This window comes from Mesorhizobium sp. WSM4884, assembly GCF_029625675.1.
In the GTDB taxonomy this organism is placed as follows: domain Bacteria; phylum Pseudomonadota; class Alphaproteobacteria; order Rhizobiales; family Rhizobiaceae; genus Mesorhizobium.
The window spans coordinates 34328-60111 of sequence record NZ_JARTVO010000006.1 but is presented as its reverse complement, the minus strand read 5'-3'; the positions used below and the strand labels follow the sequence as shown (position 1 = coordinate 60111).

Annotated in this window: 29 protein-coding genes and 2 pseudogenes; 13 read left to right on the top strand and 18 right to left on the bottom strand. The window is 62.0% G+C overall.

The annotated features are described in order from the left end of the window. Positions 1 to 161: 161 nt before the first annotated feature. Positions 162 to 383, top strand: coding sequence for an RNA-binding protein (locus tag P9236_RS11485; RefSeq protein ID WP_278074735.1), 222 nt, complete (start codon positions 162 to 164; stop codon positions 381 to 383). Positions 384 to 1077: 694 nt separating this feature from the next. After that, positions 1078 to 1320, top strand: a complete 243-nt coding sequence (locus P9236_RS11480) for a hypothetical protein (protein WP_278074734.1) — start codon at positions 1078 to 1080, stop codon at positions 1318 to 1320. Here P9236_RS11480 and P9236_RS11475 read toward each other — a convergent pair. Further along, on the bottom strand, positions 1277 to 1666 hold the full coding sequence (locus P9236_RS11475; RefSeq protein WP_278074733.1) for a hypothetical protein: 390 nt from the start codon (positions 1664 to 1666) through the stop codon (positions 1277 to 1279). The genes P9236_RS11480 and P9236_RS11475 overlap by 44 nt on opposite strands. Here P9236_RS11475 and P9236_RS11470 point away from each other — a divergent pair. Together P9236_RS11470 and P9236_RS11465 are read left to right on the top strand one after the other, a co-directional pair. Further along, the gene (locus tag P9236_RS11470) at positions 1653 to 1892 is read left to right on the top strand and encodes a hypothetical protein (protein WP_278074732.1); all 240 of its coding nucleotides are present in this window, start codon (positions 1653 to 1655) and stop codon (positions 1890 to 1892) included. The two genes, P9236_RS11475 and P9236_RS11470, sit on opposite strands and share 14 nt — an antisense overlap. Beyond that, on the top strand, positions 1892 to 2095 hold the full coding sequence (locus P9236_RS11465; protein ID WP_278074731.1) for a hypothetical protein: 204 nt from the start codon (positions 1892 to 1894) through the stop codon (positions 2093 to 2095). The genes P9236_RS11470 and P9236_RS11465 overlap by 1 nt, the downstream gene beginning before the upstream one ends. Before the next feature lie 111 nt (positions 2096 to 2206). Here P9236_RS11465 and P9236_RS11460 read toward each other — a convergent pair whose 3' ends face one another. Next, on the bottom strand, positions 2207 to 2740 hold the full coding sequence (locus tag P9236_RS11460) for a DUF4142 domain-containing protein (protein WP_278074730.1): 534 nt from the start codon (positions 2738 to 2740) through the stop codon (positions 2207 to 2209). A gap of 472 nt (positions 2741 to 3212) precedes the next feature. On the opposite strand from P9236_RS11460, the gene P9236_RS11455 reads away from it, so the two are divergent. From P9236_RS11455 to P9236_RS11440, 4 genes are all read left to right on the top strand, one after another. Continuing rightward, the gene (locus tag P9236_RS11455) at positions 3213 to 3536 is read left to right on the top strand and encodes a hypothetical protein (protein WP_278074729.1); all 324 of its coding nucleotides are present in this window, start codon (positions 3213 to 3215) and stop codon (positions 3534 to 3536) included. A 534-nt stretch (positions 3537 to 4070) separates the two neighbouring features. Then, entirely contained in the window at positions 4071 to 4973 is a 903-nt protein-coding gene (locus P9236_RS11450) for an alpha/beta hydrolase (protein WP_278074728.1), read from the top strand. Beyond that, positions 4940 to 5734 carry a hypothetical protein gene (locus P9236_RS11445; RefSeq protein WP_278074727.1) on the top strand — a complete coding sequence of 265 codons (795 nt, stop codon included), beginning with the start codon at positions 4940 to 4942 and terminating at the stop codon, positions 5732 to 5734. Before P9236_RS11450 ends, P9236_RS11445 begins: the two co-directional genes overlap by 34 nt. Positions 5735 to 5807: 73 nt before the next feature. Then, on the top strand, positions 5808 to 6317 hold the full coding sequence (locus P9236_RS11440; RefSeq protein WP_278074726.1) for a DUF892 family protein: 510 nt from the start codon (positions 5808 to 5810) through the stop codon (positions 6315 to 6317). 185 nt (positions 6318 to 6502) lie between these two features. On the opposite strand, the gene P9236_RS11435 is transcribed toward P9236_RS11440, so the two are convergent. From P9236_RS11435 to P9236_RS11375, 13 genes and pseudogenes are all read right to left on the bottom strand, one after another. Beyond that, complete coding sequence (locus P9236_RS11435) at positions 6503 to 6919, bottom strand: c-type cytochrome (protein WP_278074725.1); 417 nt, start codon at positions 6917 to 6919, stop codon at positions 6503 to 6505. After that, positions 6900 to 7778, bottom strand: a complete 879-nt coding sequence (locus P9236_RS11430; RefSeq protein ID WP_278074724.1) for a cytochrome c oxidase assembly protein — start codon at positions 7776 to 7778, stop codon at positions 6900 to 6902. Before P9236_RS11430 ends, P9236_RS11435 begins: the two co-directional genes overlap by 20 nt. Further along, positions 7775 to 8116 (bottom strand): hypothetical protein, encoded by a 342-nt coding sequence (locus P9236_RS11425; RefSeq protein ID WP_278074723.1) that lies wholly within the window; start codon positions 8114 to 8116, stop codon positions 7775 to 7777. The genes P9236_RS11430 and P9236_RS11425 overlap by 4 nt, the downstream gene beginning before the upstream one ends. A gap of 1 nt (position 8117) precedes the next feature. Next, positions 8118 to 8723 (bottom strand): cytochrome c oxidase subunit 3, encoded by a 606-nt coding sequence (locus tag P9236_RS11420; protein ID WP_278074722.1) that lies wholly within the window; start codon positions 8721 to 8723, stop codon positions 8118 to 8120. After that, positions 8720 to 10696 (bottom strand): cytochrome c oxidase subunit I, encoded by a 1977-nt coding sequence (gene ctaD, locus P9236_RS11415; protein WP_278074721.1) that lies wholly within the window; start codon positions 10694 to 10696, stop codon positions 8720 to 8722. Before ctaD ends, P9236_RS11420 begins: the two co-directional genes overlap by 4 nt. Next, positions 10693 to 11706 (bottom strand): cytochrome c oxidase subunit II, encoded by a 1014-nt coding sequence (coxB, locus tag P9236_RS11410; protein WP_278074720.1) that lies wholly within the window; start codon positions 11704 to 11706, stop codon positions 10693 to 10695. The genes ctaD and coxB overlap by 4 nt, the downstream gene beginning before the upstream one ends. Continuing rightward, positions 11703 to 12236, bottom strand: a complete 534-nt coding sequence (locus P9236_RS11405) for a c-type cytochrome (protein ID WP_278074719.1) — start codon at positions 12234 to 12236, stop codon at positions 11703 to 11705. The genes coxB and P9236_RS11405 overlap by 4 nt, the downstream gene beginning before the upstream one ends. After that, on the bottom strand, positions 12233 to 13102 hold the full coding sequence (locus P9236_RS11400; protein ID WP_278074718.1) for a substrate-binding domain-containing protein: 870 nt from the start codon (positions 13100 to 13102) through the stop codon (positions 12233 to 12235). Before P9236_RS11400 ends, P9236_RS11405 begins: the two co-directional genes overlap by 4 nt. Further along, positions 13083 to 14963, bottom strand: a complete 1881-nt coding sequence (locus P9236_RS11395) for a methanol/ethanol family PQQ-dependent dehydrogenase (RefSeq protein ID WP_278074717.1) — start codon at positions 14961 to 14963, stop codon at positions 13083 to 13085. The genes P9236_RS11400 and P9236_RS11395 overlap by 20 nt, the downstream gene beginning before the upstream one ends. Next, positions 14960 to 15742, bottom strand: coding sequence for a heme-binding protein (locus tag P9236_RS11390; protein ID WP_278074716.1), 783 nt, complete (start codon positions 15740 to 15742; stop codon positions 14960 to 14962). The genes P9236_RS11395 and P9236_RS11390 overlap by 4 nt, the downstream gene beginning before the upstream one ends. A gap of 354 nt (positions 15743 to 16096) precedes the next feature. Next, on the bottom strand, positions 16097 to 16549 hold the full coding sequence (locus P9236_RS11385) for a DUF982 domain-containing protein (protein ID WP_278074715.1): 453 nt from the start codon (positions 16547 to 16549) through the stop codon (positions 16097 to 16099). A 266-nt stretch (positions 16550 to 16815) separates the two neighbouring features. Further along, a complete protein-coding gene (locus P9236_RS11380; protein WP_278074714.1) occupies positions 16816 to 17142 on the bottom strand; it encodes a low affinity iron permease family protein in 327 nt (108 codons plus the stop codon). A gap of 322 nt (positions 17143 to 17464) precedes the next feature. After that, positions 17465 to 17917: pseudogene (locus P9236_RS11375) on the bottom strand (ATP-dependent DNA ligase); the annotation flags it as partial. A 59-nt stretch (positions 17918 to 17976) separates the two neighbouring features. Between P9236_RS11375 and P9236_RS11370 the strand changes: the two are divergent. From P9236_RS11370 to P9236_RS11350, 5 genes are all read left to right on the top strand, one after another. Next, positions 17977 to 18408, top strand: coding sequence for a GFA family protein (locus P9236_RS11370; protein ID WP_347405183.1), 432 nt, complete (start codon positions 17977 to 17979; stop codon positions 18406 to 18408). Next, positions 18354 to 18917, top strand: a complete 564-nt coding sequence (locus P9236_RS11365; RefSeq protein WP_278075010.1) for a hypothetical protein — start codon at positions 18354 to 18356, stop codon at positions 18915 to 18917. The genes P9236_RS11370 and P9236_RS11365 overlap by 55 nt, the downstream gene beginning before the upstream one ends. Positions 18918 to 18996: 79 nt before the next feature. Then, a complete protein-coding gene (locus tag P9236_RS11360) occupies positions 18997 to 20280 on the top strand; it encodes an SDR family oxidoreductase (RefSeq protein WP_278074997.1) in 1284 nt (427 codons plus the stop codon). Beyond that, a complete protein-coding gene (locus P9236_RS11355) occupies positions 20280 to 20765 on the top strand; it encodes a DUF2269 family protein (RefSeq protein ID WP_278074713.1) in 486 nt (161 codons plus the stop codon). Before P9236_RS11360 ends, P9236_RS11355 begins: the two co-directional genes overlap by 1 nt. 175 nt (positions 20766 to 20940) lie before the next feature. Then, positions 20941 to 22539, top strand: coding sequence for an FAD-dependent oxidoreductase (locus P9236_RS11350; protein ID WP_278074712.1), 1599 nt, complete (start codon positions 20941 to 20943; stop codon positions 22537 to 22539). Between the two features lie 991 nt (positions 22540 to 23530). On the opposite strand, the gene ligD (P9236_RS11345) is transcribed toward P9236_RS11350, so the two are convergent. The 3 genes and pseudogenes from ligD (P9236_RS11345) to P9236_RS11335 form a co-directional block, all read right to left on the bottom strand. Beyond that, on the bottom strand, positions 23531 to 24259 hold the full coding sequence (ligD, locus tag P9236_RS11345) for a non-homologous end-joining DNA ligase (RefSeq protein WP_278074711.1): 729 nt from the start codon (positions 24257 to 24259) through the stop codon (positions 23531 to 23533). A 236-nt stretch (positions 24260 to 24495) separates the two neighbouring features. Next, positions 24496 to 25263 (bottom strand): annotated as a pseudogene (gene ligD, locus P9236_RS11340) (non-homologous end-joining DNA ligase); the annotation flags it as partial. A gap of 219 nt (positions 25264 to 25482) precedes the next feature. Further along, the gene (locus P9236_RS11335) at positions 25483 to 25668 is read right to left on the bottom strand and encodes a DUF3606 domain-containing protein (protein ID WP_278074710.1); all 186 of its coding nucleotides are present in this window, start codon (positions 25666 to 25668) and stop codon (positions 25483 to 25485) included. Positions 25669 to 25784 lie beyond the last annotated feature (116 nt).

Below are 25784 nucleotides of genomic sequence, written 5' to 3'. Positions count from 1 at the left end.
GAACCGCGTGCTGGCTGGGCCCTATTCGGGGCAATGGTCTGTTTTCTTACGGAGGATTCGCTAGGTAGCTGCGGCGAGTGTAAAATGCCTCTGTCGTCCGCACCCAGCCGAGGCAAGCAGGCGCTCATCACGCCTTCGCCCCGGTGAGGAATGAAAGCGTCATGGCTTCCAAAAGATACAGCGGCATATACATGCCCGCCGATATCGACATCCTTCAAAGGGTATTCGACCAACTGTGCAAAGAGCGCCGTCTGGCCCTGAAAGATTCGGAGCAGAGGGAGCGCCTTGCCCGCGAAGTCATCGATGCTTTCGAGAACGGCCTCACCGACGAAACGGAGTTGTGGCGGGCGCTTTCAAAGCTGCGTTCGGCTCGGGCGGGGTGAGCTAGAGGCGAGCGCGAGCACTACCGCGCCGGTGGCCGCGATGTAGAGCGGAACGAAGCTCATGAATGGAGACTCAGGTGAGAACCGGCGACCGATGCATATCATGTGTTGGGGAATAACTGAACGCTTCGGCCGCCGGCCCTCGGCGGGGGCGTTGCCCTTTCAGGCAACGCTGATAGGTGGGGCCTGCAATTGGTCTTCGAGCAATTCGAAGCCATCGCCATGGTAAACAGGCGATTACTATCCACAGGGCTCGCTACTGCGTCTTAGGGCTCTCGGGCCAGGGCAGCAGCTGACGTCTAAAAACCTGTAGCTCGTCGTCGCAGCACATCGAGTAGGCGAGTGCTTGAGTTTGGGCGCTCGCCGTCGGCTGCGTCGTGCCTGATTCACCTGGCACAACCAAGACTTCGCATTTTATCCCAATTCCAGGTCATTAGGCTGTGCGTCACAACGTTACAAAATATACCGTAAGTTATTGATTTTATTGAAATCGGTTAGAGCTCAATCAACTGTTCGACGACATCCTCCGGGCCCACCATTATCTTTATTATCAATGGTAGGGTGGTTCGCCACAGGTCCGCCAAGCATCGGCTTGCGCGTCACCAGACGCACGACTCGATCCATCCCCTGCACCGCCAGCCGAACCTGCGAGGTTTCTCATCACCTCGACGAGGTGCTTGCCGTAGGGGATGAGTTGACGATTCTCAAAGACGGGCAATTCGTCGGCACGTATGGCACGAGCGAGATCGCGTCGGGTGAAATTCATCGTCGCATGGTGGGGCGCGAGCTTGCGAAAAGCATTTATCCGCCGCGACCGGCGAGAGATGACAAGGCGCGAGGGCCCGTCGTTCTCGAAGTCAGTGACGCTGCCGTTGGCCGCGAGCTCAATAATGTCAGCCTGGATGTTGGTGCCAGCTCCTCGGCCTTGCCAGATTGAAAGGCGCCGGTGCCGAAGCGCTGTTTGCGGCCATTTGCGGCGACTTGCCTTTGCGCCATGGCTCCATGAAGCTCGCGGGCGGTTCATAGCGCCGTCGAGCCCGACTTTCGCTTGGCGGCGGGGTGTTGCTCATCTGCCGGGCGATCGCAAAAATGAAGGGCTGATTGCCGAGTTCAGCGTACTCGACAATCTGGTGATGGCCCGCCCCCCGCATCATGGGCCGGTCTTCGATCGCGCCGCTGCAACCACCATCGCGGGCGATCTCATCGCCCAGATCGGCATCAAGGCGCAAAGCGTCCTGTCGTTCGCTCTCCGGAGGTAATCTGCAAAAGGTGGTGATCGGCAAATGCCTAGCCGTCCAGCCATGCCTGCTCCTGCTCAACAACCCTACGCGCGGCGTCGATATCGGCGCCCGCGCGGAAATTTACCGCATCATAAGGCAGAAGGCGGCGCAGGGCCTCGCCATAATCCTGTCCTCGGAAGACATGCCTGAACTGATCGGAATGTCAAACCGGCTGCTGGTGCTTCGACCAGCGCAATCGCCGCCTCCTATGGCGCTGCCGGCGCGCTGATGGTCGTGCTGCTGTGGGTCTATTACTCTGCCCGTGGAACGAGGTTCGCGCATCGGAACGGGCGCCGCGACCAGAAGATATCGCGTTGTGCTGCAATCCGATCCTTCTCGTTCAAAGACAAGCCAACAAACAGTGTAGCCGCCCAGAATCAAAAAGGCCGCTGGCCGGACGTCATCGTGCCGATCTTGGTGAGCGCTTCTTGAAGCTGCAATGTCGCCATGCCTGCGAAACGCTGAGGGCAATGCGGGTTCCCGCCAAATCGGCTGGCGACGCGAGGTGCAGTGCCTCCTACGCGTCGCCAAACCAGGGTAGGCCTACTTGTTAAGTCCGTTGGCCATGTCCAGGTGGTGCTGCAGATGCGGCAATGTCGTCCCTGCCCATGCCTTCAGATCGGCCTGTTCGCCACCCTCGCTGTAGCGCTTGAAGAGATCGACCGCATCCTTGTGCGCATCGACCTGATCGGAATGGTACCGCTTGGTGAAGTCATTGCCCTGCAGCGCCTTCAAATCGTTGAGGGTCGACTGCTGCTTGTCGGTCATGGCCGTCGGAAGCGTGGCCTTCACCTTTCCGCTGGTCACGAGGCCCTTCAGATCGGCGGTGGTTTTCTCGTGGTCGGCGACCATCTGCTTGGCAAAGGCCTTCGTCGCTTCGTCGGACCGTTCAAGCGCCAGCTTGCTGGACTCAATCTCGAACATGTCGCTGGCGGCTGCTTCGGTAACGAAGTCCTGCGTCGACGGTGCAACACCCAGAACCGAATTCACGCCGGTCTTTTCCGTGGTCGAGGTTGATTGGGCCAAGGCCGGCGACGCAAGCATAACCGTCGCGACCGTCAGAGCGAACGTTTTCATTGATTTGTCTCCGTTGTAATTTCCGAACCGAAGACAGGCTTGTTTGTTCCCGTGACCTCTGGTTTGCGATACGAAGGTTCCCCGTATCCAAGTCTAACGCAGAACGCCGCCTATCATTCTGACGTTGAAGGGCTTCGGCGCCGCGCCGAGTCCGCTTCGCCGCCGCTCGTGTTCAGCTCCATGATCATGTCCTGACTGTTTTTTGCGCACGGTGTCCAAACGACCGAGGAAGAAGCTGACCGTTTCATCGTCGATCAGCCCGTTGATGGAAATATTGGACTGGAACAGGAGCTTGTCTCGGTCCAGGCTGGTCCATCCCGCTCGTGTGAAATGCTGTCATCATGGAAGGTCATGGAATCTCGCGGGAATGTTCGGGCTCCCAACCATCCATCGATCCATTCGTTCGTCGCGGTCTCGGATTAGCGGGAACCTCGGTGCCAGGGTCCGGTTATCTCGCTGCAAGGAGATGCCCATGAATGCGACGAAGGAATTCCTGCGCAGCTGGCTGGAGGAGAATGTCGGCACCCTGCCCGCCGACACCGAGGTCAGTGTTCCGATGCTGGCGCGGCAGTTCGAGCAGGACGCCGATGCCGCCGGCTACCGCCGCGAAGTGCGGGAGCAGGAGGTGGGCAACATCGAAGACGTCATCCGACGCGCGCTCGATAAAAGCGGCGCCGAGAATGCGGAGACCGAATCGAATTCTGATGAGGAGAATTCACTGGCACCGGTTATCGATGCCTTGGAAGCTGCCGAGCCCGACCATGAGGCGCCGGACGACGCCGAGGGCCTGCGGTAACGGTCAGCAGTGGCGGAACAAAGAGCGACGTCAGGAGTTGGCACCCGATTCATCCACGGCAGCCATGCAGCCCTTCGGTCCAACAGAGAAGCATACGATGAATAAGTCCCCCGGAAAGAGCGATCCTGTCGCGTCGGAATCCAGCAGCGGTCGGGCAAACCGGCAAGCCGAGACATTGCCGGAGCAAGACCCCGCGGAAGGCTCGAGCGAGACTGTGGATCGCGAGTTGGAACGGCAAAAGCGCTCGCCTCGGGCTGAAGATCGAAAGTCCAGACGACAGGCGCTGCGGGATCAGGTCGAGGAAGAGACCGAACTGCCTCAGAAGGGGTCGGCCTGATCGCGAGCAGCGACGCGACTGCTCTCGTGACAAGGTCCAGGCGGAACCTGCTCCTGTTGCTTGCAGCGGCAACGGCTGGGCTGGCGCTCTACAACAATCTCCTCGCGAGACAGGCATTGGCTGGACGTCCGCTCGGGCGCTTCATCCACCTCCGCGGAACCACGCTGCATTTCCTGGAAGCGGGCAATGGGCAACCGGTGCTGCTCCTGCACGGCAACGGCGCTTCGGCGGAGGACTTCACAACAAGCGGCATCTTCGACAAAGCCGCTGCCAGCTATCGTGTGCTTGCCTTTGACAGGCCCGGCTTCGGCCTGAGCCCACGCCCGGTAGGCAGACCTTGGACAGCCGGCGCCCAGGCCGATCTCATCCAGGCCGCTGCCGAAAAACTCGGCATCGGGAGCTATGTGGTTGTCGGGCACTCATGGGGAGCCGCCGTGGCGCTCGAGATGGCGCGACGGCATCCCCGATCCGTCGCCGGTGTTGTCGTTGTCGCTGGCTACCATTATCCGCCGCCAAGGCTGGCACTTGCCATCTCGGCGCTGCCGGCCATCCCGCTGATAGGTACGGTTTTGCGTCACGCCATACTGCCTTCGTTGGTCAGGCTGAACTGGCGCTGGGCGATGGAGAAGATATTCCACCCGGCAACCGTCGCGACGCCTTTCGCAGCAACGACAAGGGGGCTCGCGAGCCGCCCCTCGCAACTGCGGTCCATCTCTGCGGAGTCGTTCCTGATGCTTGCCTCAGCACTGTTCCCACATCGTCAATATGCCGACTTCGCCATTCCTGTTGGGATAATTGCCGGCGCCCGCGATCAGCTGTTCGATGCCAAGGCCGAGGCGCTACGGCTGCAGGCCGAGATAGACCACTCGCTGGTCGATATCGTCCGGGATGCTGGACATATGGTGCATCAAAGCAAGCCGCAGGCGGTTCTGACGATGATCGACAAGATTGCCGCTTTCGCGAGCTTTGCCGGCCCGGTCTCTGGGAATCTATTCAACTCTCCGGTCCCTAAGACACGCCCGCGTCGCCAGCACGAGGAACGTTCCGATACGACGCTCCGGGGGTGGTGGCGACCGCCGACTCCATTCGCGACAAAATGACCCCCGGGCAGCTCTTCGACGAATTTACTGGGCTTTTCAGAGGCAGCGCGGGCTCCGACATGCTTCACAACCTGAAGGCCCAGGTGCGGGACAATCCGTTGCCGCTGACTGTGATCGGCGCGGGCCTGGCCTGGCTGATGTTGGGCAGCGGCGCTTCCGCCACCTCAGCTGATACCGATGATGCGACGCGGCGCGGTCCTGGCCTCGATCATCGATCATTCGGCGCTGGAACCGGTTCGACCGCCTCGGATGCCGCGGGCTCTGTTGCCGAAGCGGCCGAAACTGTCGCGGGAATGTCAACCGAAGCTGCCGGCACAATGTCGAACGTGGCAAGCAGCGCAGCCGGCACACTGGCGAGTTCGGCGGCGGCTGCGGCCGACATGGCAACGAGTGCCGGCCGCTCGGCGCATGGTCTGCTTCAGGACCAGCCTCTCGCTGGAGCCGCCATCGGCCTCGCCATCGGAGCTGCGATCGGCGCCATGCTGCCCCACACTGAGATCGAGGATGAGCGATTGGGTGCCTATCGCGAGAGGCTTCGGGACAGTGCCGAAGACACTTTGAAAGAAGGCCTCGACGCTGCAAAGCAAGTCGCGGCCGAAGCCTACCAGACGGCGAGCGACGAAGCCGGACGGCAAGCCTCGAGCGAGGGAACGCTGGCCGACAAGGTCGGCGGCGTCGTCAAAGCCGCGGCCGACAAGACCGACGAATCGGTGCGAGAACAATTCTCCGGTTCCGACCTGTCCTCGTCCCGGAAATCTTGACGCTTTTTAACACGTTCAAGGAACAATGCGCGCCACCCTAGGTTTGGGCAGCGTCAACGATGGAGACACTGCAATGGCTGAATCGCGCGAATGGCTTGTTCAATGGCTGAGGGACGCTCACGCAATGGAGGAACAGGCCGAGACGATGCTGTCGGGCCAATTGAGTCGGATAGACAGTTACCCTGAACTCAGCGAGCGAATCCGTAGCCATCTGGAAGAAACGAAAGAGCAGTCCAGACGGCTGAAGACCTGCCTGGATGGCCTCGACGAAGGATCGTCCGTGCTGAAGGACGCAGGCGGCAAGCTGACCGCCACCGCGCAGTCTATCAGTGGCGTCTTTGCCGGTGACGAAGTCATGAAAGGCTCTCTGGCGAGCTACACGTTCGAGCATATGGAAATCGCGTCCTACACGATCCTCATCGCTGCGGCCAATGCAGTGGGCGAAGCCGAGATTGCCCGCGTCTGCGAACAGAACCTGCGCGAAGAGGAAGCCATGGCCGAGTGGCTGAAGGACCACCTTCCGCAGGTCACCCAGACGTTCCTGACGCGTGCGGAAGCAGACAGCGACAACGCCAAGCGTTGAGACGGCGATTAGAGCGGTTCATTATTTCACGGAAACGGCGAACCGCCTCATCTTCTTGTTTTGACCCAATTCCGGACGGAACCGCGGACGAGCGGCCTGTCTGATCATGTCTGCCTATTTCGTAATTCTCATCCTGGACACCGCGATGATCCTGCACGCGGCTTGCGATCTCGGTCCCTTGCGGATCATCTCAGCCCGTAGAGGTAGGCCGCGATATCGCGCGCCTGCTGCTCGGTGATCCTCGTCGACGGCATGGCGGTGTGCGGGTTGATTTCCCTTGCCAAGCGGATCCAGCGGATCAGGTTTTCCGGATTGTTCGCCAGCACGCCGCCGATATAGACGCGGCCGGCGAGGCTGCCGTCGAGGCGCGGCCCGACCTGACCTTGCGCGCCCGGCACGCCGGGAATCGTATGACAGGCGGAACAGCCATTCGCGGTCATGATCGGAATGGCCCGCGCGCCCACGCCTCCGGTCGCCACATCCGCCTCGTGCCGGACGCGATCGCGCCGGTCGATCCATAAGGCCGCCGCGGCGCCGATCGCGGCGAGCAGCAGGATCGCGGCGAGGGCGCCGCCGATAAGCCTAGCCAGGTCGGAGCGCATGCGTTTCCTCCCTGGTTCCACTGTTGCTTATCCAGAGCCCGGCGAGCAGCAAGGCTGCTCCGCCATAGATCAGGCCGGCCGGAACCCACATCACCAGCCCGGCGAGCTGCTGGTCCTCGATGGGGCTCAGGCCCCAGAGCGCGGCGCCGGACGCATTCGCCGGATACCAGAGTTTGGGCGATACCAGCAGCAGCACGCCCAGCAGGCCGGTATGCAGCGATGTGAAGAAAAGATGCATGACCGAGCTGCCATAGGTTTCCTGTCGACCAGAGCGCGGCAGAAGCGCCCACCAGAACAGCAAGGCAGTGCCGAAGAAGCTCGCATGTTGCGCATAATGCAGCACGCCCTGCTGCAGCGCTGCCTCGAACAGCGCCGGAATATGCCAGATCCAGATCGCTACTCCATGAAGCACCGTCGCGCTGAGCGGGCGAGCGGCGAACGCCCAGACCGCCTGCAGCAACTTGCTGTGTGTCAGCTTCCCGGTCCGTCGTCGAAGTGTGGCCGGCAATGCCCACATCAAGGCCGCGCCGGGGCAAGCGGCGACAAGAAGCGGCGCCGCCATGGCCATCAGCAACTCGTGCTCGATCATATGGGCTGAGAACACACGCTCGCCGAGCGCATGGATCGGGCTGGCCAGCGCTCCCGTCACGACGCCCCAACCGGCCGCGAACAACAGAGCCTGGCGTAGCCGCTCGGGTCGGCCCCGGCCGCTGCGGCGCCATAGCCGACTTGCGCCGAGCGCATAAATGAGCGCGAGCACTGCCAAGGGAAGCGTAATCGGAAACGCCAACGTCCATCCGGCTTCCGGCGCACCGGCGCCGTAGCAGATAGAGGTCGAGAAGAACGCTTCGAGGCTCATCGCAGGCACTCGTCGAGGATGAGCGCCGCGCTGCCCTGCATGACGATGACGAGGGCGAACAGCAGTGCCGCGAGCATCCCGAGATCGGCGACGAAACGCTCGGTGCTGCGTGTGCGCTCGAGCTTGAAGGCGGCGCCGCCCTGCCGCTTCGCCCGCCATGACAGCGCGCCCCCGAGCAGCGAAAACACCGCGAGCAACAGCGCCAACGGGAGCACCACCTGCACCTGGCGATTGCACTGCCAGTGCACGAGCGCGTAGTTCAGCTGCGTCGAGATTGCCCAGGCCAAAGGCCCCGACAACAAACCTCCCCAGGACGTGCCAAGCCGCAGCGCGCGCATCTCAGCCCCACCTCGGTAGCCAGTAGATGAGCAGGTAGATCGGGATCCAGGTGAGGACCACGAAATCCCAGTAGAAGACATTGTCGCCGACATCGCCGAAGCGCCGGCCGCTATAGCCATGGTGCGTAAACATCAGCACTGTCAGAACGATCGTATCGCCGACATCGGTGATCAGATGCGTTGTGTGGAGCCCGAGCAGCACCCAGATCATCGAGCCGTAGGCGTTCGTGTCCCAATAGATGTTCAGCGCCGGAAACTCGAACCAGCGCACGATGAGCGGTGCAACGCCGAGCAGCGACATCACCACCATGCCGATCCGCACCGGCCCGATCGCACATTCCTTGGCGTAGCGGTTGAGCATATGGTTCGGCACCAGGCTGACGATGAGAAGCAGCGTCACGATCGTTCCCGGCCAATGGTTGGGCTGCGGGGCGCTTAGCCGCCAGTTGGGCCACAACGTCGCGAGATAGAGATAGGCCCCGGCGGCCAGCGCAAAGCCCGTGCCTTCCAGCGCCATGAAGCCAAGCGTGCCCCACCAGGTGGGGCTGCGCGGACCATGTCCAAAGGTCGGCAGGCCGGAAATATCCATGGCAGGGCGCTGGTTCATTCCTCGTCCTCCGGATCGCCTTTCGGCCAGAACCAGCCAATCAGGGTAACGGCGATCGGCGCGGCGCCCCAGACAATCGCCCAGGGTGTGAAGATCGAGTAGAGGAAGGTGCCGCCCACGGCGATGGCCGCCAGCAGCGGCCAGATCGACGGCGTCGCCGATTTTTCGCGGATGTCGGGATGGGCCTCCGCCACTGTCGAGATGATCAGTTCGCGAGCATCGACGCGAAGCCCGGTCGCGACGGGAAGCGGCTCGCGTTCGGCCCAGAGCGGCTCGACATTCGTCACGACCGGAATGCGCGCGAAATTATAGCTGGGCGGCGGCGAGGACGTCGCCCATTCCAGCGTGCCGGCGTCCCAGGGATTGTCGCCGGCTGGCGCACCCTTCAACACGCTGTGGACGAGGTTGAAGGCAAACAGCACGAAGCTCAGGAAGAAGAGCACCGCGCCGGCGCTGATGAAGAGATTGATGTTTCCCCAGCCGAGCTCGGCCGGATAGGTGTAGACCCTGCGCGGCATGCCCCAGAGACCGACGATGTGCATGGGGAAGAAAGCCGCGTTGAAGCCGATCAGGGCGAGCCAGAAATGCCAGCGCCCGAGGCGCTCGCTCATCATGCGGCCGGTGATCTTGGGGAACCAGAAATAAGCCGCGCCGAGCAGCGGAAAGACCGCGCCGCCGATCAGCACGTAATGGAAGTGAGCGACGACGAAATAAGTATCGTGCACCTGAAGGTCGAGCGGCACGGAGGCCAGCATGACGCCGGTGAGGCCGCCGATGACGAAGATGAAGAAGAAGCCGAGGACGAACAGCAGCGGCGTGCGGATCACCGGCCTGCCGTCCCAGAGAGTCGCCAGCCAGCAGAAGATCTGAATACCGTTGGGGATGGCGATCATCATGCTGGACGCGGTGAAGAAGCTGGCGCCGAGCTTCGGCAGTCCGGTCGCGAACATGTGGTGGACCCAGAGGCCGAACGATAGGAAACCGACGGCGATCAGCGACAGGACCAGACCGAGATGGCCGAACACCGGGCGCCGGGCGAAGGCCGGGATGATGGCGGAGACCATGCCCGTAGCCGGCAGGAAGATGATGTAGACTTCAGGATGACCGAAGAACCAGAACAGGTGCTGGAACAGCAGCGCGTCGCCGCCTTCGGCCGGGTTGAAGATGTGCGTGCCGACGAGCCGGTCGAGGATCAGGAAGGTCGAGGTGACCATCACGGCCGGCATGGCGAAGACGACGACAAAGGACGTGACCAGAAGCGACCAGACATAGAGCGGGATCTTGTCGAGTGACATGCCAGGCGCGCGCTGCTTGAATACGGTGACGATGGTCGCGACGGCGACAGCCAGCGAGGACACCTCGGTGTAGGTGATCATCTGCGCCCAGACGTCGGCGCGCTTGCCGGGCCCGTATTCCGGGCCGGACAGCGGCACATAGGCGAACCAGCCGACATCCGGCGCCATCGAGAGGGCGAAGGATACCCAGGCGAAAAGCCCGCCTGAGACATAGACCCAGTAGCTGAAGGCATTGAGGCGGGGGAAGGCGATGTTGCGGGTGCCGACCATCAACGGAACCAGATAGATCCCGGTCGCCTGCACGATGGGCACGGCGAACAGGAACATCATGGTGACGCCGTGCATCGTGAACAGCTGGTTGTAGAGATCCGGGCCAATCAGGCCGCGTTGCGGGCCCGAGAGCTGAATGCGCATGGCGACGGCATTGAGCCCGCCCAAACACAGGAACAGGAAGGCGGTGATCAGGTATCTTCGTGCGATGACCTTATGGTCGACGCTCGACAGCGCGCCGATGATGCCGGCAGGCGTGCGCCACGTCCGCGCCAGCCAGCGATGCAGGCTGGCGTCATCCATGCCGGTGTCGCGCGGTCCGTCTCGCCCTGGTGCGATATCGCCTTTGGCGGATGCCTCGCGCTCCGGCGGCAAATCGCGTTCGCTTGTGAGATCCGCGCTGCTCATTTCAGCCCCTCTAGATAGGCGACGATGACGTTGAGCTCGTCGCCGCTGAGATCGACCACCGGCATGTGAGACCCGGGCTTGACGCCTTGCGGATCGGCTATCCAGGCGGCGAGATTGCCGCGGCTCATCGTCAATGTTCCGGCCGCGAGCGTTTGCCGGCTGGCGACATGGGTGAGATCGGGCGCGACCGTACCGCCCGCGGGCGTGCCGCCTATCTTGTGACACATCACGCAGGGACGTTTCAGGAAGAGATCCCCTCCGGCCTTGGCCTCGTCACTCATTGGCGCGGAGGCCGGCTGCAACTGGTCCCGCCACCAGGCGTCGAACTTTGCGCGCGGCTCGGCGATGATGAAGGTGCCCATGTTGGCGTGCTGCGCGCCGCAAAATTCCGCGCATTGGCCCCGATAGACGCCGGGCTTGTCCGCCTTAATGTCGAGCACATTCATGCGGCCGGGAATGAGGTCGAGCTTGCCGGAAAGGCTCGGGACCCAGAAGGAATGGATCACATCCGTGGAGGTGAGAAGAAGCCGCACTGGCTCACCGGCGGGAATATGGATCTCGTTCGCCGTGGTCAGGATGCGGCTCGGCGTGGCGTCTTCGTAGCGAACCTCCCACCACCATTGATGGCCCGTGACGCGAATGGTCAGCGCGGCGTCCGAGCCAATCGCGGCGAGCGTCCTGTTGGCGAAGAAGCTGAGCAGAGTGAGCCCGACCAGGATCACGGCGGTCAGCCCGACGGCGGTCATCACCACGCGCAGCTTCCGATTGTCGGCGCCGGCGTCAAGTACAAGCGGCTCTAGACGTTCTCGCGATTGCATCATCAGCGGCGCGGCAAGACCGATCATCACCAGCACCCACACCACCGCGCAGAGCCCGGTGAAGAACCAGATCAGCCATGCCAACTCGCTCGCGGCGGGGCCTTTCGGGTCGAGAGCCGATTGCCAGCCCGCGCACCCGTGAAGAAACAGGGCGATTGCCGTGGCCAACGCAATCGAGGCGAAGCGTTTCACGGCGACTTCCCCAGCGTGGCGGCATCGGGCATGCGGTTTTCCGAGGGATGCGCCATCATGTCGTCATTGCGGGAAGGCGCGGCGGAGGACGGCGCGTTGCCGCTCAGCGAGCGAACAAAGGCTGCAAGCTCCCAGATCTGATCGTCGGGGATCTTGTCGCGGAAGCTCGGCATGCCGTTCGGACGGCCGTCGCGGATCGTGGCATGGATGCTTTCCATCGAGCTGCCATAGATCCACTTTTCGTCCATCAGCGCGGGGCCCATGCCGCCGCCCCCATTGGCATGGCACCCCGAACAGTTGAACCAGCCGAACAGGCGCTTGCCCTCGCTCAGATGAAAGGCATTGGCCTCGAAGCTCGCCGCCTTGTTGTCTGTGGGGGAGGGGCGCTGTCCGCCGGGTTCCAAAGTCGTTACCGGCGTCGGCTGTTCGCCGGAGCCGAGCGCCGATTGCGGGCGCGTATCCCGCTCCTCGCGCTGGCATGCCGCCAGCGCTAAGACCGCCAAGAGAAGCGTGGCGGCGGCCGGTTTCATTGCACCGGGCTCCCGGCCATGTCGAGAAGCGGCACGCCATATTGCGTCAGGATCGCGTCGATCTCGGTCTTGTGCCTGGCGAGAGCGCTGTTCACTGCGCTGCGCAGCGCATCGTCCTCGCGCCTAACGCCCATGGAGATGTCGTACATCAGCGGCAATTGCGGCCCGTCGATGCGAGGTGAGACCGGCGTGATCCGCAGCGGCACCTTCTGCTTCTGGGCGAAATAGCCGGCGAGCGGACCCCAGACCACCGCGACGTCGATCTCGCCGTTCGCCAGCGCCTCGACAATGCGCGCTGGAGGATTAGGAGCGGAGTAATCGCCATAGACGGGGTAGCCGATGAGATGCCCGACGATGCCGCGGCGGCCAAGCGCCTGCACAGGAGGCGAGTTGGCGCCGTCGTCACCGATGAGCTGGACGCCGATACGCACGTCGCGGAGCCGCGGGTCGTTGAAGGAGGTCACATCCGGGCCGTCTTGGCGGCTCACGAAGACATAGGACGAACGATAGTAGGGCGTAGTGGTGCGCAGCATTTCGACATTTGTGGGCATCCCGAGCACCAGATCACAAAGCCCGGCTTTCAGCGTGTTGCGAACGAAGCCGCGGCGCTGGGCCCACCAGGTGTAGGACAGCTTGGCGCCGAGATCGGCGGCGACGATCTGGGCTATCTTGTTCTCGAAACCTTGGCCGCTGGCGTTGGAGAACGGCATGTTGTTGGGATCGGCGCAGGCGCGCAGTTCCCGCGCATCCGCCGCACCGGCCACAACCAGCCAGACCATCGTGACGAGACCGGCCGCGAAGGCCCGCAGGGCAGACCTTTTCGCCAGCGGGGTCAGTTTGAATGCGTCAAGGCAGCCGGAACACATAGAGTGTGCCTCCCGCCGTTGTTGCATTCTTCAGATCCTTCATGGCGTTGACGAAACCAAGCGCGGCGGTGGCGTCGCGCGGATCAAGATCGCCCGATACGATGGCGCCGGCCCAGCCGCCGACACCAGACAGGATCGCGACATATTGGTGTCCGTCGGGGCCGCGATAAGTCACCGGCTGGCCGATGATGCCGGAGGAGGTCTTGAACTGCCAAAGCAATTCGCCGGTCTTCGCGCTGACGGCCTTGAACCAGCCTTCCATGGTTCCATAGAAGACGACATTGCCGGCGGTTACGACGACGCCGCTCCACACCGGGAAGTTTTCCTTGAGGCTCCAGGCCGGTTTCTCCGCCGCGATGTCCCAGGCGGTGAAGGCGCCGCGATTGCCGCCGGGGCCCGGAATCATGCGGACGTTCATTCCGACATAAGGCGTGCCGGCGATGTAGTTCACCTCGACGCCTTCCTCGTCCATGCAGAGATTGTTGTGCGGGATGTAGAGCAGGCCCGTCTTCGGCGAGAAGGCGGAAGGCTGCCAGTCCTTGAGCCCCGATGCGGTCGGGCAAATGTCGCGGACAACCTTGCCGGTCCCGATCTTCTTGTCCGGGTTTTCGATCAACCTGCCGGTCTTGAGATCCACACCTTTGCTGGAGTTGACCGGACCATAGGGTTTTGCAGACAGCACCTCGCCGGTGGTGCGATCAAGGACATAGAGGTAGCCGTTGCGTTCCGGGCGGACCAGCACCTTGCGCGGCTTGCCCTGCCAGTTCATGTCGAGCAGGACTTGCTCGTTGATGCCGTCATAGTCGTGCAGATCGTGCGGAGTCCACTGATAGAACCATTTCGCCGCTCCGGTATCGGGATCGCGGGCAAAAATGCCCGATGTCCATTTGTTGTCGCCGGGGCGCAGATCCGGATTCCAAGGCCCCGGATTGCCGGTGCCGTGGAAGATCAGGTTGAGATCGGGATCATAGGAGATCCAGCCCCACATATTGCCGCCGCCGATCTTCCAGGCTTCCGGCGGCCATGTCGTGACGCCAAGGTCCTTGCCTTTGTCCATGTCGTAATGTGGCTTGAATTCCGGGCCGATCAGTACCTGGTCGTCGGGACCAGTATTGTAGGCCGTCCAGACGACATGGCCGTCGCCAGCGTCGAGCGCCTTAACCCAGCCGCGCACGCCCATCTCGCCGCCCGAATTGCCGACCAGCACTTTGCCCTTCACCACCAGCGGCGCCATCGTGATGGTCTCGCCGACATTGATGTTGCCGATATGGGCGTTCCAGACCGGCTGGCCGGAGTTCGCATCGAGCGCGATCGTGTGGCCGTCCAGCGTGTTGAAGAAGATGCGCCCGTCGGCGAAAGCGGCACCGCGATTAACGACGTCACAGCACGCTACCCCTTGCGCCGCGGGCTCGGGATTGGGTTCGTATTTCCACTTGATCGGTGCGCCAGGTTTGGAGAGGTCGAGCGCGTAGACGACGTTGGGAAACGGCGACACGATGAACATCGTGCTGTCGATCACCAGCGGCGCAGCCTCCTGGCCCTTGTTCACGCCGGTCGAGAATGTGAAGGCCACCTGCAGGTTCTTCACATTGGTTTCGTTGATCTCCGTCAGCTCACTGTAGCGGGTAGAGGCGTAGTTCTTGGCGGGCATCGTCCATTGCCCATCGTCGGGCGGCGCTGCGGAGGCAGGCGGCGCGATCGTCGAGGTGGAAGGAGCTTCCGAGGCAGCGGCCAGAAATGGAAGGCATGCCAGCAGCAGCGCTCTAACGAAACCGGGCCCGGCAGAACGCCGCCCATTAGCTGATCGGCCGGTTCGTCTTGCGTCGACGCGCTTCGGTGCCAGCAGCTGTGTCCTCGTCATTTCGGGTCGGAGCCTCCGACGCCGGCGCCCAGTTCCGCGGCGACGTCGGCTTCCTTGCCTTGGCACAAAGGATGACCCCAGCCCGATGCGCTTTTCCCGCCGGGGTCGATATCGTATATGATGGCGTCCTTGAGATTGGGATTGACGCCTGCCGGAACCTTGTCGAAACCCAGCGCCGTCCGAACGCGCCAGGCGACGTTGTGGTCGGCGCAGGAGGAATCGCCACTAACGCCAAGGCCGCCGACGATCCTTTTGCCGTCATAGAGAGCGAGGCCTCCGCCGAACACCACGACGCCTCCGATCGGCTTGCCGATCAGCGGGTCGTTGGCGCTGCCGAATGTCCCGACGTCCCCGGCGTAAGCCGCCGCCTGATTGACGGGGCTTGTGGTCTGCAGGCCGAAAAGCGGCCCGGCCGGTTGCGCCCCAGCGTAGAGATTGGCGGTCGAGAGGGCCATGTTCGCCACACTGACACCATTGGCTGTGTTCGCTTTCTCGGCCGCGATCAGCCGGCTGCCGGGCCATTGTGCATCCGCCGTTGGGCCGCTGAAAGCGATGGCGCAGACCGTGCCGTCGCGGGCGACGATTGCAGCCCATTCATTGGTCTCGAAGCCGCCATTCGCCGGACCGCCGCTTGCCTTGACATTGGCCTTGAGGGCCGAGAGCAGCTTGTCGTGATCGACCGGGCAGGGCGCCTGCGCCCGCGCAGGGGTTTGTGACAGCGCTACGATGGCCAGGATCAGGAGGCCAAGAGCAGCTGACGGAGACTTGCGGTAACGCATGGCCTTCGGAACACCCACCTCGTTCAACTCGGACAGCAAGGGAACGACCGAACCGGGGTGGCGGAGACTCCAGTCGCTCCGTCCTGCAATCTGATCCTGCTCTTGCTGCGCGAAACCGAACGGATAACGGGCTTCTTTGTTCCTGTTGTCCAAGAAGGGACCGCAAGAATTGCGGGCCAGCCCTTCATGGATGGTTTGCAGCTGTCGAGAGGTTCTTGGCCTTGGATTATGACGTGCGGACCGGGGAACAAGCTGAACCGGCCTGCGTTGGCAGGCAATGGAGCAGCTTCGATCAGATTTTGCGGCAATGGCGCAGCGCGGTTACTGGCTGGCCCTTGTGCTCGTGTTTCTCCCTTACGGGGTGGGCGTGTTCTTCCTGATCAGGACTTGCCACTGTTTATGACTCGGCCCTCCGGTCTCGCCAGCGTCGAGTTCGAGGCGAGGCGCACAGGCGCAAACGCCGGCCTGGACAGCCCAGGTCACGAATACCCTCCTAGCTGCAGCGATCGCGCCACGGCCGTCATAGGCTGCGCAGCAAGCGTCGCTGGCCAGGCCGTGCAGCCTGCCGCGCTTTTCGAACGGCCATTCCTCCAGAAACTCGATCGCGTCCATGGCGCAGCGTATTTTCCTTACGCCGAATGGCGCGTCATCGACGAGAACGGGCTCTGAGAACGCATCGGACTTCATCGCGCTACATCCTGCTGCTGATGCAGCCAGTGATGGGCCGGTTTCTGGATCGCAAATTTCGATGTTGCCCGGATGTCCGGGGCCGATCGGCACAGGTTCTTGAAAGACTTTGGGGCCCATTCGTTCCTCCGGTCAATCCCCCGCTCGGCGACGGCCAAAGGGACACCTTCCGCATCGTGTTGGGCGCACTAGGGACGCCGTAGACGGAAATATTGGAAGCGCGATTTTCCGCGTCAAGAGGCGGCCAGTGGATGCTGATCTTGCTTATTTATTGATCTGTTTGACGGACGGCAAAGGAGGCATGACTAGAGCTGCGAATGAAGCCTGCTGGCCAGCCAGTCCGTGAATTTCTCGGTCGGGGGACGTGCTCTCCACTCTGCCAGGTCTCAATCGCCCTGCTGTTTGAGGCTGCGATGCTTTTCGATTTCCTCAGGCTCCTTATCGTCAATACTGGTGATGTTCGAGGCCGAGCTGTTTGACCGCAGCATCTCATCCAACTTGGCGTGGATTGCCTGGGTGTCGCGATGCTCTGCCCGTTGAATGAACAACGTCATAGCCCAGGTGAAGAGGGTGGCCGCCCCGTGCCAATTTAAGCTATGAGGCTCGAAAGCCAACCAGAGCGCCGCGTAAGCCAACAGAACCAGGAATGCTGCAGGCCGAGACGTTAATGTGCCGATTGAGGTCACCAGACTTGTGATCGAGTGATTTGCCATCTTCAAAAACCTTCGGCCCGGATTCTGGTTCCAGCTCGTGGGCTAGGCGCTGGAAGCGATCCTGAAGCGACAACAACTTTCGACAAAACCGTGCATCCTTCGCACGCAATCGGCGTGCGATGGATCTAATGAGGCGGACCGCACGCTTCGTCAGAGAATGGATCGACGAGTATAAGGCGGAAGCACCGGCTGCAATCCCGGCCGAAATCACCGCCGAGAAGCTAGCCGAACAATGCATGGCCGACGCGAAAGCGGAGCGTTATACGCGTTCACAAGAGTTTGCTCGGGAAGAACGCTGTTAGGGAAAGCAGCTCGATTGGCGTCATTTGATCTGCTCAAAAGTGCATTGGCGCGGTGCTCTGTCCGGGCGCCAACGCAGCAACTTCGTACCGTGTCGAAAGGAACCGCCAGTGACGTGGTCGTGTCGGACTTCGACGACCAGTTCCGGTCGGACCGGTTCCTAGGCTCCGCTCCGTTCTGTGCTCCAGCGACCAGGACCACCGGGCGCTTTGCCGGTGAAACCCGGCGACCCGAGCAACGCTTCCAGGCGCCGGGTTACTGCGGGCCTATTCTCGTTGCTTATCGTCGAAGTGAAGCCAAGATGGTCGAGCTTGCCGTCTTCATTATAAAGGCCGAGCAGCAAGGACCCAACTTCCTGTCGTTCGGCGAGGTAAGGGAATCCGCTAACCACGCAGTCGGCGCTCTGCATGCGCTTGATCTTTATCATCGCGCGCTCGCAGCAGAGATACGGATGGTCACGCCGCTTTGCGATGATACGGCTCTTGTCGCTATCTTGCTGCGGGAACAGAAGCGGCCGGGTCGCGGTTGTTCTGGATGGCGCCCAAGAACGACAACCTCGATATGTCCGAAACGGAGATCGCGGGTGGCTGCTTGTGCGGTATCGTAAGATATCGCGTTACGAACACGCCTCCCGTCCATTATTGTCATTGCGAAATGTGCCGCAGGGCTACCGGCAGCGCCTTCGCGGTGTTGGCATGGAAGCCAGTCGATGCTCTATTCTGGACCAGCGGAAGGCGAAAATACCGGCGCTCGTCACCGCTAGCCGAGCGCGGTTTCTGCGAGAATTGCGGTACGCCGCTCACGCTGGCTTACGATGCAAATCAGGATGAGCTTGCGCTACACGCCGGCACTTTGGACGCACCTGAACGTTTTGAGCCGCGTTATAATTATGGCGCGAGTCAAAGGCTTGGTTGGGTACGCTGCGGCATTGGCTTACCAAATCGAAATACGGAGGAAAGGTGGTGAGCGGTCGGCCGTTCGACAGAGCGTTGCTCGGCATCCTTGCTGGTGTCGCGGCGACCATGGCGATGACTGCGACGATGAGACGGCTGCACGCGATTTTGCCTGACGACGAGCGCTATCCGCTTCCACCTCGTGAACTTGTCGACAACTCCGTCGTGGCCCCTGACGAGGATGGCCTGCGGTCGAAGACGTTGCTCGCGCATTTCGGATTCGGCGGTCTCACGGGCGCTTTATTCGCCCTGCTGCCTGCCATTCGAGGGGATGGGGTAGTCTATGGCCTTGGCGTGTGGGCGCTGAGCTACTTTGGCTGGATTCCGGCCGCCCGCATTCTGGCGCCTGCGCATTGCCATGCGTTCAGAAGAAACTCGCTGATGATAGCAGCTCATATCGTCTGGGGTCTGACGCTTTCAAAGTCATTGAAGGAAATGGAAAGCGCGGCTGACGAAGCGTTCGCGTCATCTGGCAAGCGGCCTATGAGGCCTAAGGAAAAGGCAGAGAGGAGGCGTGGGTGAACCGTCAATGCCCTCAATCATTCTGGAGCGGCATCATCACCCATTCAAGCGCGGGATCACGTCCGACGGCAACCCGGAGATGAGAGTTCTCGTCACAGGGTCTGGCGGCTTGATCGGCACGGCAGTTTGCGCACGACTGATTTCCGAGGGATGCGAAGTTGTCCGGGTATCGCGACGAGAACCGGACCGAGCCGACGGAGACGGAAGGGTCGTCATCGATATGGCGAAGGCCTTGGCCCCCGAGGATTGGAACCATGCTCTTCAAGGTATCGATGCGGTAGTGAATTGTGCCGGCGTCCTGCAGGACAGCGCCCTCGATCATATGGCGGAGGTTCACGCCTCGGGCGCGGCGGCGCTGTTTCGCGCCTGCGCGCGAGCAGGCGTGCGCCGGATTATCCATTTTTCCGCTATCGGTGTCGATCGGGAGCAGCCGTCAGCCTTTTCCGCCAGCAAGCTGGTCGGAGATGAGGCGCTTATGGCGCTTGACCTGGATTGGATCATCCTGCGGCCTTCTGTCGTTCTGGGGCAACCGGTGTTCGGTGCAAGCGCCCTCATTCGCGGGCTTGCCGCACTGCCCGTTCTCCCATTGATGCCGGACACCGGCCGGCTCCAGGTGGTCCAACTCGGCGATGTCGTGGAAACGGTGATCTTTTTCCTGAGCGCCGACAGCCCGTCCCGTGTTGCTGTCGAACTGGCGGGGCCGGATGCATTCACCATGGAGGAGTTGATCGCGCACTACCGCAAATGGTTCGGATGGACAAAGGCACGCGTGTTTGCTCTCCCGCACTGGGCGGCGCGTCTCCTCTATAGCCTCGGCGATGCGGCAAGCATTTTGGAGTGGCGCCCGCCTGTGCGAACCAACGCTGCCCGTGAAATCACCCGAGGTGCGATCGGTGATCCAGAGCCATGGAAGACAGCCACAGGCATTGAGCCTCAAGGACTCGCGGCTGCGCTTGGGGCTAACCCGGCCACAGTGCAGGACAGGTGGTTTGCGGGCCTGTATTTCATCAAGCCGGTGATCTTCACGGTACTGCCGTTCTTCTGGATCATGACGGGCGTCATTTCCTTGACTACGGGCTGGGCAAGCGGAGTCCAGCTTCTCGTCGGGACTTCGGTCGGCGCGCTGGCAGCGCCGCTGGTAGTCGCGGGTGCCTTGGCCGACATGATCGTCGGCGCGCTCATTGCGTTTCGCAAGACGGCGCGCACCGGGCTCTTGGGAGCGATCGCCATATGCATCTTTTACGCATTGGCCGGCACGATCCTGCGCCCCGACCTTTGGAACGAGCCGCTGGGGCCGCTGATCAAGATCCTGCCGATCTTCCTACTGCATCTCGTGGCGCTCGCGGTTCTGGAGGAGCGCTGATGCTTTATTTTGTCCTCAAATACATGCATGTGGTCGGCGCGGCCATCCTGCTCGGAACAGGCGCGGGTATCGCCTTTTTCATGCTGCTCGCGCACCGGACCGGCAATGCCGCAACCGTGGCAGCTGTCGCCCGCATCGTCGTCATTGCGGATTTCCTTTTCACCGCCACCGCAGTCGTAGCGCAGCCGATCACCGGCGTCGCGCTAGCCTGGCACGTCGGCTATTCGCTCTGGGAAGGCTGGATCGCGCTGTCGATCGTTCTCTACATCGTCACCGGCCTTTTTTGGCTCCCGGTGGTGTGGATGCAGATGGAGATGCGCGACCGGGCGTCGGCGGCAGCGCAGGCCGGTCAGCCGCTTCCGCACCGCTACCACCAGCTATTCCGGCTCTGGTTCCTCTTCGGCTTTCCGGCCTTCGGCGCCGTCGCCGCGATCTTGTGGCTGATGATTACACGCCCGGTCATCGACTGGTTTGGGGCTAGCTGATGGCGCGCCTGAGTCTCTTCCGGTCTCTCCGGTAGACGGGCCAAGCCTCACCCTCGTCCTGACCTCTCGATCCAGTCCTGACCAGGCGTGCGGCCGACATTCCTCGGATTCATCAGTCGGCTTGGATCGAATAGTTCCGCCAGCCGTTAGAGACGGAGCCATCCCGGAGGCAGCGATGAACGTCAGCGGCGAAGCCACCAAATCCCTTTGGATGAAGAATGCGAAATTCCCTCCGGCTCAACGGCTCAAACAAGATGAGCGATGCGACGTCGCTGTGGTGGGCGCCGGCATCGCTGGTGTTTCCGTGGCTTACGAACTCGCCCTGGCGGGGCGGAAAGTAGTATTGGTAGACCGCGGCCCGCTACTGGGGGGCATGACGTCTCGCACGACCGCTCACTTGGCGCCGATCTGCGACGACGGGCTGAGCGAACTCGTCAGGGTACGCGGCGAGGAACTAGGACGAGGTTTCCAGGAGAGCCAAGCGGCTGCCGTCGACCGGATCGAGCAACATGTAAGGGACCTCGGGATAGACTGCGACTTCCGGCGTCTCGACGGTTTTCTCTTTCCGGCGGCGTGGATGGACGAAGAGGAAGCCGGAAAGACTTGCGAAGAAGAATACGAGGCGGCCGGCAAGGTTGGTGCCACGGCCGAGCACGGCAAAGGCGTCCCGCTCAAAGGGCACGAGTCGGCACCTGTCTTGCGCTATCCCAACCAAGCCACCTTCCACCCGCTCAAATATCTCCAGGCGCTTCTGGCCGACTTTGAGAAACGGGGCGGCAAGGTGTTCGCCGACAGCGCCGTCGTCGAGGTCGAGGAAGGCGAGCAGGAGGTTCGCCTCCGTGTCGAGGGTGGAGGGACGATCACGGCGGAGAGTGCGGTCTTCGCCACCAACTCCCCCATCAACACCGTCGTCGCGATCCACAGCAAGATGGCGCCCTACCGCACTTACGCCATGGCTTTCGAATTGCCCAAGGGCTCGCTTCCGGACGCGCTCTATTGGGATATGGATGATCCCTACTACTACGTTCGTCTCCATCCCGGTGCGGCCGAAATCGATTATCTGATCGCGGGCGGAAGAGATCACAAATCCGGAGAAGCCGACGATGGGGACGCGCGTTTTGATGCTCTCAAGGCATGGATCCGAGCGCTGGTGCCCGGCTTGGACGATGAGACGGCACGATGGTCGGGCCAGGTTCTCAATACCGTCGACTATTGCGGCTTCATCGGCCGCAGCCCTGGCAGCCACAACGTCTTCATCTCCACCGGAGATTCTGGGCAAGGCATGACGCACGGCGCATTGGCGGGACTTCTCATCCGCGACTTGATCGTCAAGGGGTCAAGCAAGTGGGAAAGTGTCTATGCTCCCGATCGGATGCCACCGGCGGCGCTGGCGAATTACGTCAGCGAGAACCTCAGGGCGGTAAAGAGCTTCGCCGAATATTTGCTGCCGGGCGAAATCACGTCGGCCGACGATCTCAAACCTGGCGAAGGCGGCATCCTCCGGGACGGCCTGAGCAAGCTGGCGGTTTGCCGCGACCAAAGCGGGCAAGTCCATACGCGTTCCGCTTCCTGCACGCATCTCGGCTGTATCGTCCACTGGAACTCGACCGAACAATGCTGGGACTGCCCATGCCACGGATCGCAGTTTGCACCTGACGGCAGCGTTCTCAACGGGCCGGCCATTCACGCTTTGCCGGAGAAGGACGCCACGGGCGATGCGCGTCCAATCGCCAAACACGAGAAACCCACCGCGACAACGGACGGTGCAGCCTGAAGGACACCCATGAACATCAATGCCTGCCCGAGAGACTCTCCGACCAGGAGCTTCTCAACCGCCCCAACATTTTGTTGAACGGCAGGATCAGCGCTGACACGCTGAGCTTCTTCCCGCAACGCCTGCAGGACAACGCGGATCGAACGAGCATCTGGTCAGGGAGTTGAACACGGAAGGCGGTGACGCCGACATTGCTCGGCGGACCATGGAGATCGTTCCGTCGCCACGGGGGCAGTGATGCCTACTTTGTCGGCAAGACCAATGTCTATTCGGCCGGCGTGACCATCTTCGCCGCTTTTCCGCGCGAACGGCGGTTCCTGACCGGTGCTGCTCATCCATGAGCGCCGTCTGGATCAGGCTGTCCGGCTTTGCGGACCGATCAAGGCGGGCATCCAGATCATCCGCGAGCAGTTGAGCCAGCTGCAAACAGCTCACAAGCTGGAAATGGAAGGGTTCGGGAGCTTGTGGAAGGCAGCAGACTCTCGGTCGACGAACTCTACCAGCGCCCATCAGCAACTGTTATCTCCATGCTGAGGAAGCGTTGAGCTGGGCCTGATCGCGGAAATCCTAAAGTAAGTCATCCGATGGCTAGGCGGCGCTCAGAGAAACGTTAGCGCAGCAGATCCACTCGAACGCATCCCAGCCCGTCGGTCTTGGTTGTCCATCCTCCGCACGGGCCTTGGCGACGCCTTTCCCTCATCGCGTTAGCGCAGCTTTCGCTGCCGCGCGCCGCCTGGCGGCGCGCCAAGGGCGAAGAGACATGAACTGTGCCGGAGCTCGGATGTGCAGCCACCGATCTCTGTGGGATAGGACCGCTAGGTGGGGGATCGTCTGACTCCAGATCAAGAGGGATGTCTTTCCACGTGCGTCGCCGGCTCGCTTCCTGGTCCGCTGTCTCCATCTTCCGACGGCAATCCCTGCGCCGCCTTGATTTCCTGGAGACAGACAATCTCGGGTGTGCTCTGCTGCACGGGCAGGCGGCCGTTGACGTTCATTGCAGATCCGGCAGGACTTGGTCGGCCCGTCCCCAGCCCGCGAGGGCCTTCGATGCGGCGCGCTTCTTCAACTCGGCCGCGTCGCCGACATGGAAATGCGAGGGCGCATCGATTGTCTTCATCTCCGCCCAAGAGACAGGTGCTGCGACCGGGGCGCCCGGCCGCGACCTGGCGCTATAAGGCATGATTGCCGTTGCGCCGCGCTGGTTGCGCAGATAGTCGACGAAGATCCGTCCCTTGCGTTTGGCCCTCGACAACTCCGCCGTGAAGTGGCTGGGGTCGCTCTGCGCGACGGCCTGAGCAAGCCCGGAGGCGAAGGCCTTCACGTGAGGCCATTCAGCTCGCGGCGTGAGCGGCGCGATCACGTGCACGCCTTTGCCGCCCGTCAGCATCGCGAAGGTGGTCAACCCAATGGATTTCAGTATATCCCGGAACTGGAATGCGGCAGCGCGGACCGCCTCGAAATCCAGTCCCTCGTCGGGGTCGAGGTCGAATACAAGGCGGTCGGCCTTCTCGACGTCTTCGATGCGCGCTCCCCATCCATGGAACTCGATTGTTCCCATCTGGACACAGGTCAGAAGCCCCTCGGCATCGTCGACGTAAAGGTAGGGCTCCTCGTGGCCGTCCTTTTCGGTGATCCCGACGTGATGGACCTTGTCGCCGAAGCTGCCGGCGTCATGCTTGAAAAAAGCATTTCTTCGCGCGCCCCTGCGGGCAGCGGACAAGGCTGATCGGCCTGCTGCCTGCCCAGGGAAGCATAATCGCGGCAACGTCGGCGTAATGATCGGCAAGCTGTCCCAGTGATGTTGGATTCGGGGTAGATCACGCGGCCGCGATTGCTGATCGCGGCCGCGCTTGTCGCCGCCGGCGGCAGGGTCGCTGTGGGATGTTCCGCCTCGATCACAACCGCTTCCGGCTTCTTGTCCTCGCGCAGGCCGAGATAGCTTGGATGGCGCAGTGTCCCTTCATTCGTCATCTCGGTGAAGGCGATCTCGGCGACAAGCCTGGGACGCAGCCAGTGCGCGCCGCGGACCTCCGCGCGTGGCGCCTCGACCGTGGCGGCCTTCTGCTCGAGCGGCGCCATGGTCTTCATCAGCCGGGCCATCCCGGCGGCATCGAAACCAGTCCCAACCTTGCCGGCATAGTGCAGCTTTCCGCCGTCATGGACGCCGAGGATCAGCGATCGAAATGCGCGATCCTTGTCTGACGGCGTCCAGCCGACGAGCACGAATTCCTGACGCTTGATGCACTTGATCTTCAGCCAGCTTCCATCGCGGGCCCCGACATAGTCCGAATCCGCTAGCTTCGAGATAACCCCTTCGAGGCCGGCGTCGCAGAAGCGGTTCAGCAATTCTTCCCCCCGGCCCTGGATGTGGTCGGAGTAGCGAAGGGTGGGCCTGGCCGGCAAAATCCTCTCCAGTTTCGCCTTGCGCTCCAGGAGCGGCAGTCTCGTCAGGTCTTCCCCGTCGAGCTGGAGCAGGTCGAAGGCATAAAAATCGATGCTCGCGGGGGCGCCCTTCAACGCGTTCTGCAGCGCCTGGAAACTGGATCGGCCTTCCGTATCGATGACAACCGCCTCGCCGTCGATCAGGGCGGAGCGAACTTTGAGCTTGCGCGCCTCCGCCAAAATGGATGGAAAGCGGCCGGACCAGTCCAGGCCGGAGCGCGTATAGGCGCGCGCCTCGCCACCGCCCGCGGCGACGAGAATACGGTATCCATCGTATTTCATTTCGTGGATCCAGCGGTCGCCGGCCGGAACCGCGTCCACCAGTTTTGCAAGCTGGACCGGCCGAAACGCGGGTGGCGCGAGTTTGACTGCGCCTCGCGAGGCTGGCTTCGCAAGGGTAGTTGAAGGTCCTTTGATTGTGGGTCGACGCAAAGCTGACTTGCTCACCTGACCTGACTCAAACAAAACCAACCGCTCGATGCGCCATTCGTAATCTGCAGCCTATTTCTTCAGTTTCTCCGCGGCGGCATTGAGCTTGTCGCGGTCGATGCCAACCCGCTTGATCAGGGCTTCGGCCTGCTCTCTGCTGATACCGTGCTTGCGGGCGAAGTAATTGACCTCATAGCCTTCACCGCCCGAAACCTGCCGACGGTCCGCGGCACCTCGCCTCGATTTGTTGTCTGCCATTATCGTCTCCCCTGTTTCATAGGTGCGCGGTCAAGACGTTCGATCTGTAACGCTTTGGGTCGTTTTGCGATCCTGAGCCGAGCAAGAAGGCTCACGGGAAATCAATCAATCTGTGT